The organism is Chitinivibrionia bacterium (assembly GCA_009779925.1).
Taxonomy (GTDB): domain Bacteria; phylum Fibrobacterota; class Chitinivibrionia; order Chitinivibrionales; family Chitinivibrionaceae; genus WRFX01.
Window position 1 is genome coordinate 1 of the sequence record WRAZ01000053.1, and the last position, 10,217, is coordinate 10,217.

The 10,217-nt window shown below is 45.7% G+C and carries 6 protein-coding genes; 4 read left to right on the forward strand and 2 right to left on the reverse strand.

What is annotated here, in order from left to right:
* Window positions 1-84: 84 nt before the first annotated feature.
* On the reverse strand, window positions 85-1,053 hold the full coding sequence (locus FWE23_10495; GenBank protein ID MCL2845857.1) for a hypothetical protein: 969 nt from the start codon (window positions 1,051-1,053) through the stop codon (window positions 85-87).
* 251 nt (window positions 1,054-1,304) lie between these two features.
* Here FWE23_10495 and FWE23_10500 point away from each other — a divergent pair, with 251 nt between their 5' ends.
* From FWE23_10500 to FWE23_10515, 4 genes are all read left to right on the forward strand, one after another.
* Entirely contained in the window at window positions 1,305-2,111 is an 807-nt protein-coding gene (locus FWE23_10500; GenBank protein ID MCL2845858.1) for a hypothetical protein, read from the forward strand.
* Window positions 2,086-8,418: a YDG domain-containing protein gene (locus FWE23_10505; protein ID MCL2845859.1), complete on the forward strand. Its 6,333-nt coding sequence runs from the start codon at window positions 2,086-2,088 to the stop codon at window positions 8,416-8,418. The genes FWE23_10500 and FWE23_10505 overlap by 26 nt, the downstream gene beginning before the upstream one ends.
* Before the next feature lie 135 nt (window positions 8,419-8,553).
* Window positions 8,554-9,222, forward strand: a complete 669-nt coding sequence (locus FWE23_10510) for a hypothetical protein (GenBank protein ID MCL2845860.1) — start codon at window positions 8,554-8,556, stop codon at window positions 9,220-9,222.
* Window positions 9,223-9,247: 25 nt separating this feature from the next.
* Window positions 9,248-9,616, forward strand: coding sequence for a hypothetical protein (locus tag FWE23_10515; GenBank protein ID MCL2845861.1), 369 nt, complete (start codon window positions 9,248-9,250; stop codon window positions 9,614-9,616).
* On the opposite strand, the gene FWE23_10520 is transcribed toward FWE23_10515, so the two are convergent.
* Window positions 9,588-10,217: Rpn family recombination-promoting nuclease/putative transposase (locus FWE23_10520; protein ID MCL2845862.1), on the reverse strand; the 630-nt coding region annotated here is incomplete at its 5' end. The genes FWE23_10515 and FWE23_10520 overlap by 29 nt on opposite strands.

A 10,217-nucleotide genomic window follows, 5' to 3' on the forward strand; every position in this document is an offset into this window, starting at 1 on the left:
AAAGCGGCAAGCCTCCGCGCAAGGGGGTGAGTGAATTTTGTTGAAGAATTGTGTTTTTTGTGTGTTTTTGAGCGGTAAATTGTTTTAAGCGTAGGCGAATTTTTCCTTTGCCTCTTCGAGGGAATGTCCACTGCTCAGGAAAGATATTATTTGTTGCATTCCTTGTTGCATTCCTTGTTGCATTCCGCGCCGTTCCCAATCTTGCGCCATACCGGATCTTTCCGCAAAAACGGCAAAACTTTTTCTGTATTTCTTTTCCATCGTGGTCATAAATTCCTCCTTCTCCAATAATTCGTGATTAGCCGCTATTAACCCGTCCAATACTTCTTCAAGCTGCTCACGGTTTTTGTCGGCGCTGTCGTATAAATCAAAACACTCTTCCAAATTCTTGACCGTGAGATTGTCCCTTAATTTTTCGAGCCATTCTACGTCTTTGGCAACTAATCGCGAAGTTATAATCAGTTGCATTTTCGGCAGTGGTGTTTCGTCGCCGCTTTTGGGTATAATATAATATATTCCCACATCTTGCGACGGCACAATGTTAAAGTTTTTTCTTTTTTCTAAATATGCAATCAATTTTCTCGGGTATCTTACCGAAACAAGCGAAATTGCCGTATCCTCTACATCAATGTCGTTTTGCGACATATAAAAGAAAGAATAACCGATAACTTTTTTGAAAGATTGCACGCTCAAAGTATCTTTCGGGCTCTTAAATTCTATAATATTGTGCCTGTTAAAGAACTTTCCGACAGTGTTTTCAATAACGCAATCGTCAAGTAATTTTATTATTACGACATCAATTATCGGCGGGTCTTTGAATAAGTCATACTCGCGTATAATTTTCAAATCACGTTCGTAATCGGCAAGCAAATATTTCATTATTTTAACAAACCATAATGTCCAATTGTTGCGCTGTTCTTTTTCTTCTTCTTCGCTTTCTTCTTTCACGTCAAGTTCTTTCTTTTTTATGGTTATAGATGGCTTCAATTTTATTATAAAATACATTTTGCGCAAGCAGGAAAACAGCAGAAGCGTTTTTTCCTTGACAACCAACCCATACCGGATATATATTATGTACTTGATAAAATCCTAAAAATGGTATTGGGCAAGTATTAGGGTGTGAAATTGTTCGCTTGGATGTTATTGCGCGGGCAGTTTTAATAATTTAGAGGTATGTAGGCAACGGCAAAAATGAAAGACAGAGCAATGGGAAAACCTATTATGCGCGGCGCGAAAAATACGATTTTGTCGGCTGGTTTGAAAGCGCGGCTTCGGAGGCGGCGCAATACGAAACCGAACATCTTATGAGCCAAGATATAACGGTTTTTGCCCGCTGGATAGGCGATTTGGCTTACTCCGAAATAAGTTTTGGCGGGGGCGAAATCATATATGCGGCTTCCGAAATAAGTCCGAATATAACTGCGTCGCACGATGGCGTTTTGCTCGCGGCGGGGGCGCATTTTACGGTGAGTTTGGCGAATAATATTAACGTTGGAACTGCGCAATTAACGATTACGGCGGTCGAAAACAGCAATTATTTCGGCTCAAAAACCGTTGATTTCGATATTTTTCCTGCAAATCTGAAGATAATTGCGAGCGACAAAACCGTGATTTACGGCGCGCCGATTCCCGGCGATTGGGAATTTACGGTTGAGGGCGTTGGCGGGCAAAACAGTTTGGCGGCGGCGGGAGTTATGGGCGCGCCCGAATTTAGCACCGATTACAATCCAAGCAGTCCGATTGGCGCTTCTTACAAGATAAGTCCGAGCGTGGGGAGCATGATTTTGGGGAATTCCAACTATAAATTTGTGTTTGTGGACGGAGTGCTCAGGGTCAATGAAAGAACGGTTGTCGGCGCGGAAATTACCGTTTTGAGCGCACACGATTACACGGGTTTGGCGCAAATTCCGACGTTCGAGGTCGTTGTAAACGGCGTAAATTTGGTTGCAGGCACGGACTTTACCGCAACGTTCGCGAACAACATAAACGCAGGCGAAAATACGGCGATAATCACCGTTAGCGGAATAGGAAATTACAGCGGAGAGGCAAACGCAAAACTTTACAATCGGCAGAAGACCGATAGATATTACGCCGAACGCAGGGCAAAGTAAAGTATTCGGCGAAACAGACCCAACCTTTGAATTTACTTCGAGTGAAACCTTAATCCCAGGAAACACTTTCAGCGGTGCGCTTGGCAGAGTGTCGGAGGAAAATATCGGAACTCGCGCGTTTAATATAGGAACTTTGTCGGCGGGGAATAATTATGAAATTACTCTGAATACTGCAAATACTTTTGAGATTACAAAACGCGATATTGCTAATGTCGATATAGCCGCGATTGCTAATCAGGCATATACGTCTAACGCGATTACACCGACTTTGACGGTTAGCGATAACAACGCTTTGGGATTGTCGATTGTTTCGGGAGATTATACAGTATCGTTTACAAATAACACAAATGTCGGACAAGCGACTGCAACAATTACGGCGACGGCAGGCGGAAATTACAGCGGAACAAAAACGGCGAATTTCAATATTATCCCGAATTTGGATTTTGCGGAAATTAGCGTTTCGAGCACTCATATATATAACGGCATAGCGCAAGAGCCGACGTTTACGGCAAGTATCGGCAGTGCAAATTTGGTTGCGGGAACGGATTTTACGGCTTCGTTTTCTAATAATATAAACGCAGGAACAGCAACGATTACCATAACAGGCACGGGAAATTACAGCGGAGAAGCAACGGAAACATTTATAATCGCCCCAAGACAGATAAATATTACTCCAAATACAGGGCAAACTAAAGTATTCGGCGAAGCAGACCCAACGTTTGAATTTACGCCGAGTGAGCCATTAATCGCAGGAAACGCTTTCAGCGGTGCGCTTGCACGGGCGGCAGGAAATAACGTCGAAACTTACGCCTTTACTATCGGAAATTTGTCGGCGGGAAGCAATTACGAACTAAGCTTTATCGCAGGAAATACTTTTGCGATAACTCCGCGTAATATTTCAAATGCGACAATCGCCGCGATTGCCGATCAAGCATACACAAGAAACGCGATTACACCGACTTTGACAGTCAGCGACAATGCGATTTCTCCGCTCGGAATTGTCGCAAGCGATTATGACGTTTCTTTCAGCAATAACACAAATGTCGGCACGGCGACCGCGACAATTACGGCGACCGGAAACTACACAGGAACAACTTCGGCGAATTTCCAAATTACCCCCGCCGCGCTTTCTTGGAGCACAACAGGCACCGTGAATAATAAAATTTACGACGGCAACAACGAGGCAACCGTTCTTACTGCGCCAACCTTACTCGGAATAATTGCGGGTGATGATATTACCGTCGGAACAGGAAGCGTGATATTTAACAGCGTAAATGTTGCCAACGGAATAGGAATTACTGCAAGCGGCTGGGGAGTTGGCGGCACGCACGCAGGAAATTACACTCACCCGATAGGGCAACCTGTGTTTGCGGCGGCGAATATCACGGCAAGACCGCTCGTCGTCGGCTTTACCGCGGAAAACAAAGTTTACAACGGAAATAATACCGCCGCGATTGCTACAAGATTCATAGTTTCGGGCTTGGCGACTACCGATAATGACACCGAAGTTCTTGTGCAAGGAGGAACGGCGACCTTTAATAACGCAAATGCGGCAAACGGCAAAACCGTGAGCGCGACAGGATTTACTCTCGGCGGAACTAAAGCGGGTAATTATACTATTCAGACAATAGAAACGGCAACGGCAAATATTACACCTGCTCCTTTGACTATTACCGCCGATGACAAAACCACAACTTTCCGCTCTGCCGCGCCGACGTTTACTGCGACTATCAGCGGCTTTGTGAACAACGAAACCGAAAGCGTTTTGGGTGGAACTTTGGCGTTTACGACCGATTACGACCACACTGCTACTCCTCCAAGTCCTGTTGGTACTTACAACATAACGCCGAGTGGATTGACTTCTACAAATTATGCGATTAATTTTGTCGCGGGAACACTCACCGTCGGCGAAATGTCGCTGAATGATGCTGTTATTACAGTTTCAGGCGCGTACACGTACACGGGCGTGGCGCAAACTCCGACGTTTAGCGTTGCTATAGGCACTGTAAATTTGGTTGCGGGCACTGATTTCACCGCAGGATTTACGAATAATATAAACGCAGGAACGGCGACAATCACCATAACTGCCGCAGGAAATTTCACGGGATCGGCAACGCAAACTTTCGAAATCGATAAACGCGGACTTACACTTAGCGGCGGAACTTCGGCGGCAAAAACCTTTGACGGAAACAGAAACGCTACAATAACCGCCGTGAATTTTGTCGGCTTGCAAAATAGCGAAACCCTTACGCTCGACACGGATTTCACCGTGAGCAATGCGCTATTTGCCGACAGAAACGCAGGAACTAACAAAACCGTGAGTGCTACCGTTGCTTTGAGCAATACTGCGCGTGCAAATAATTACGAAATTTTGCCTGCGAATAATACGCTTACAATAAATACGGGCGTGATAAATCCGCTTGAAGTTGTAATTTCCGCGACGGGTACAAACAAAGAATACGACGGCACCACCACCGCAACGGTTAATTTGACGGCAACGCCGAATTTCATTTCGCCCGATGCGCCGACTTTTGCATATACGGCGACATTCGATAACGCAAATATCGGCGACGGAAAAACTATCACCGTTAGCGGAATATCGCTCACAGGCACAGGAGCGGAGAATTATAGTGTCGCAAATGTAGGCGCAAGCACAACCACGACGGCGAATATTACGCGAAGAGCGCTCTCTTGGAGCACAACAGGCAACACCGTGAACGACAAAGTTTACGACGGCGAAAATACTGCAACCGTCAATAACGCACCAACATTAAACGGCATAATTGCGGGCGATAATATCACCGTTGAAGCGGGAACAGTGGTATTTAACAGCGTAAATGTCGGCACGGGAATCGGAATTACTGCAAGCGATTGGGCAGTCGGCGGCACGCACGCAGGAAATTACACTCACCCGACAGCGCAACCCGCATTTACGGCGGCGAATATCACGCTAAGACCAATAACAATAACGCCGAACGCAGGGCAAAGTAAAGTGTTCGGACAAGCAGACCCGACATTTACCTATACTTCGAGCGAGCCCTTAATTACAGGCAATAGTTTCAGCGGTGCGCTTGCACGGGCGGCGGGTGAAAATATCGGAACTCGCGCGTTTAATATCGGAACTTTGTCGGCGGGGAATAATTACAATATTACTCTGAATACTGCAAATACTTTTGAAATAACCAAACGCGATATTGCTAACGTCGATATAGCCGCGATTGCTAATCAGGCATATACGTCTAACGCGATTGAGCCAAGTTTGACGGTCAGCGACAACGCGATTTCTCCGCTCGGAATTGCTACAAGCGATTATGACGTTTCTTTCAGCAATAACACAAACGTCGGCACGGCAACAGCGACAATCACAGCAACCCTTGGCGGAAATTACAGCGGAACAAAATCGGCGAATTTTGAAATAATTCCGCATTTGGATTTTGCAACAATTGTCGTTTCGAGCACTCATACGTATGACGGCACGGCGCAAACTCCGACGTTTACGGCAAGAATCGGCAGTTTCGATTTGGTTGAGGGAACGCATTTTACGACTTCGCTTTCCAATAACACCAACGCAGGAACAGCAACGATTACTATTACAGGCACGGGAAATTACAGCGGAACAAAAACGGAGACATTTACAATCGCCCCAAAACCGCTCGACATCAACTTTACTGCGGCAAATAAAGTTTACGACGGCAATAATTCGGCGACCATTACCGAAAGAACCATAGTTTCGGGCGGCTTGGTTGGCACATATACCGCAACCGAAATTTTTGTGCAGGGAGGAACCGCGACCTTTGCCGATGTAAACGCGGGAACAAATAATACCGTGAGCGCGACAGGATTTACTCTCGGCGGAACCAGAGCGGGCAATTATTCAATCGGAACAATAAATACGACCACGGCGACCATAAGCAAAGCGCCGCTGACAGTTAGCGCGGAAAGCAGGACAATTGTTTTCCAAGACCCCTTAACCCCCGTTTTGGAGGCGACTTTCAGCGGCTTTGTGGGCGGCGAAACCCGAGCCACGAGCGATTTGAGCGGAACTTTAACGGTTGCCACAAATCCCGTTTATACCCAAACAAGCGGCGTTGGAACACACGAGACAGTTCCGAGCGGCTTGACTTCGAATAATTACGAAATCACTTGGGTAAACGGCGCGCTTACGGTCGGCGCAAGACCGATTAACGGCGCGGGAATTGCAACAATTACCGTTTCAAGCACGCATAAGGATGACGGCACGCCGCAAATCCCTGAGTTCAGCGTTGTTGTAAACGGCACAACTTTAGTCGCAGGAACGGATTTTACCGCGGCATTTACGGATAATATAAACGCGGGAACGGCGACAATTACCATCACGGGAACAGGAAATTACAGCGGAACGGCAACGCAAACATTCGAGATTGAGCAGGGGGGGCACCCCGTAGTGGTCAGCGGCTTTGCCACAGGCGACCCAATACGCGGCTTTGACAACCTCACCGATGCGCTTAACTCAATCCAAACGGAAGGAGCGGGAACTTACACCGTAACGCTTTTTGAAGATCAGGAAATTACCGCATTAAGGACATTCAACACTCCCAATACAACTATCACTTTTGAAGGCGATGGCGGTATGCGCACAATAACGCAGAATACCGCAGTCGGAACTAATATGTTTACGATAAGCAACGCCTCCGCAACCATTTCGCTTGGAAATGATATAACTCTGCAAGGACGAACAGGAGCAACGGGCGGCATAGGACATATTATAAATATGACAAACGGCATTTTCAATATGCTGACGGGCTCAAGGATTATCGGGCATACCGCAGCGGGCGGAGGGGTAGCCGTAAATATGACAGGCGGCACTTTCAATATGGCTGCTGGCTCAAGTATCACAGGGCATAATGCTAGTACCGCTACAAGCGCCGCAGTTTATCTAAACAACGCAGGCGCAATTTTCAATATGGACGGCGGCAGCATTACAGGAAACCGTAATACAACTGCAGTCGGCACTACCAATGTCGGCGCAGGTCTAACCGTGTTTAACGGACAATTTAATATGAACGGCAGAAGCATTACGGGCAACACCCGAGGACCTAACGCAGAACATTCGGCTGATGTATATATAGGAGCCACTACCCTCGTCAACGCTAATCTTGTTCCCACATTGGGGGGTAACGCCCATATCGGCACGCTTATAATGAATGCGCAATCCGCAACAATAAACACAAGAATTGAAATCGGAAATAATTTTACGGGTAGTGTCACAGCGCTTAATCTTCGGAGTAATAATATTGGGGCTATATTATGGGAAAACAAAGTGGTGCTTCAAGGTAATGTGAATTCTACAACTATTGGAAGGTTTGGGCTTGGGGAGTTTGTTTCGTCGGGAAATATCAGAGAGACGATAAGCCCAACCGCATACACAATCGGCGCTTCGGGCGATAATTTGGGGCGTTTGATATCGACTACGCCACCTACCGTAACCGTCTTCAACGGCACAACAACCACGGGCTTTAGCAACCTCGCAAATGCGTTTGCCTCAATCGCAACGGCAGGAACTTACACCGTTACGCTTCTTGCGGATCAGACGGTTGAAACAGGAATGACGCTCGGCACTGCCGATGTCATTATCAATCTTTACGGCGCAGGTCGTACAATAACGCATAATGTTGCCGGCAATAATCTCTTTTCGATAACCAACGCCAATGCAACTCTTTCGCTTAGAAATAACATTACTCTGCAAGGACGAAGCACAACGGGTGCAGGAAGTGTTGTTGGTATATCAGGCAATTTTATTATGGAGGCGGGTTCAAGGATTATCGGGCATAACGCTACTGCCGCTGCGGTGTCTGTAGGCGGAACTTTCACTATGAACGGCGGCAGCATTACAGGAAACCGTAATACGGCAGCAGTCACCACCACCAATGCCGGCGCTGGTGTAGAAGTGATTATCGGACAATTTAATATGAACGGCGGAACTATTACGGGCAACACCAGAGGACCTGATTACAACCAAATTCCCGCCGACGTATATATAGGAGCCACTGCCGGTGCCGCCGCTAATCGTGTTCCCACATTGAACGGTAATGCCCAAATCGGCACGCTTACTCTGAATGCGCAAACCAATCTTATAAACACAAGAATTAATGTGGGACCCGGCTTTAACGGCAATGTGCAAACGCTTGATCTTCGGGGGCAAATTAATACTGTACTATCGGTAGCATCTTGGTGGGAAAGCAGAACGGTGCTTGAAGGCAATGTGGCTACCAATATTGGAAGGTTTGGCTTGGGGAGTTTGTTTCGAATAATAATGTCAGACAGGTGATTAGTCCCCAGTTTTCTATCAATGCGGGTGGGGTGTTGGAGTAGAGGGGAGGAGTTTTTTTCTCGCGTTCTTCTTTGGGCAAATATTATTTTATATTTAAAGATTTGAAATATTTGCAATATTTGGAGGTAGATTATGGAAAAATGGGAAAGGGAAATGGCTGCAATTCGCGCTGTAATGGCTGAAAGCGCAGAGAAAATGGCGGACACTATGAAAGGTTTCGCGCGTATAGAAAAGCAACAAGAGGCGAACGCAAAAGGTTTTGCTGAACTTAAGGTTTTGCAGGCGGAAAGCACCGCCAATCTTACGCGTATAGAAAATTTGCAGGAAGAGCAATGGAAGAAATTACGCAAAAGCATAAAATCTACCAATAGAAAAATCGGCGGTATAGACGACAGCAATTGTCAAGTCGCTGAGGATTATTTCTACAATTCGTTGAAAAAAACTAAGACCATAGGTAATGTTCATTTTGACCACATTATGAGAAATTTATCCAATACCCGCTATACCGACAATGGCACTCTTATGGGTGAGTATGATATAGTAATGACCAATAAAGTTGCTTCTTGCATAGTAGAAGTAAAATATAAAGTTTGCAGCAAAGATGTAAATGATTTAAAAGACAAGGTTTCATCTTTCAAAGCACTTTTTTCAGAACACGCCAAAGAAAAAATTTATCTTGCCATTGGTGGAATGTCTTTCGATAGACAAGCCGAAGAAGCCGCCCGAAAACACGGCATAGCAATCCTAAAACTAAAAGGCAACGCCGTAGAAGTCCAAGACAGTGATTTGAAAGTGTATTGATGTCGGCGGTGCTCTTGTTTCCACATTGAACAATAACGCCCCAATCGGCACGCTTACTCTGGATGCGCAATCTGCAAATACAAACACAAGAATTAACATCGGCAGTGCTTTTAACGGCAACGTTCAAAGGCTTGATCTTCGGGGGCAAAATAACGATGTGGCAACTTGGTGGGATGGCAGAACGGTGCTTGAAGGTAATTTTGCTCCCTATATTCCAATGTTTAACTCTGCGCTTGGGCTTGGGGAGTTTGTTTCGGAGACCAATGACAGAGAGGGGATTGCTCCTCGTGTTATCAATGCGTGGGGGGTGTTGGAGAGTAGAAGGGGGAAAGGCAAGGTTTTGTGGCTTGCCTTTGGTGGGTGGTTTAGAAGGCTTTTATTTCGGCTTCTGTGAGACCTGTTGCTTGGGCGATTTGTTCTGTGGATAGTCCCATTTTCTTGAGGTTTTGAGCGATTTCTATTTTTTCTTTGGCTTCGCCTTCCATTCTTCCTTTGGCTTCGCCTTCAATTCTTCCCTCATCTTTCGCGGACTCAATCTCACTATCTTTCACCCTTTCAAATTTCAGATAATGCTCGTATCTTTCCCGCTCTGCTTTCGTCATTTTTGCTTTATCTAACTTTTTCCCCGCCGCTTGAATTCCCGCCGCAGAAAAATTACTTTTCACAACTGATGTCTTCAGAGTATAAATCCATTCATCAAACTTGTTTTTTATGTTTTCATCAAATTTTTCGGGATATAAAATATAATACTCGGGAAACAATTTCCCCGCGCTTTGCTCTCCGTCTTGCAAGTGCTTCGGTAAAAATTTCATTTCATTTTCCGAAAGCAAAAGTGTTTCGTTGTTGTGAATTCCCTTAAAAGTTGTTGTGCCGTGATAGACATAATCCGTACCTTTTCCGAGATTAAAATAGACAACGTCAATAGAATAAACCTTTTTAATGTCTCCGTATTTTTTGCCCTCGCTTAATTGTTGCGTTACCGCCCTGCTTGTGCC

What these genes read in the sequence shown, in the direction of transcription:
- FWE23_10500 (MCL2845858.1), top strand. Translation starts at nt 1,305, where the DNA reads ATGAGCCAAGATATAACGGTTTTTGCCCGCTGGATAGGCGATTTGGCT.
- FWE23_10510 (MCL2845860.1), top strand. Translation starts at nt 8,554, where the DNA reads ATGGAAAAATGGGAAAGGGAAATGGCTGCAATTCGCGCTGTAATGGCT.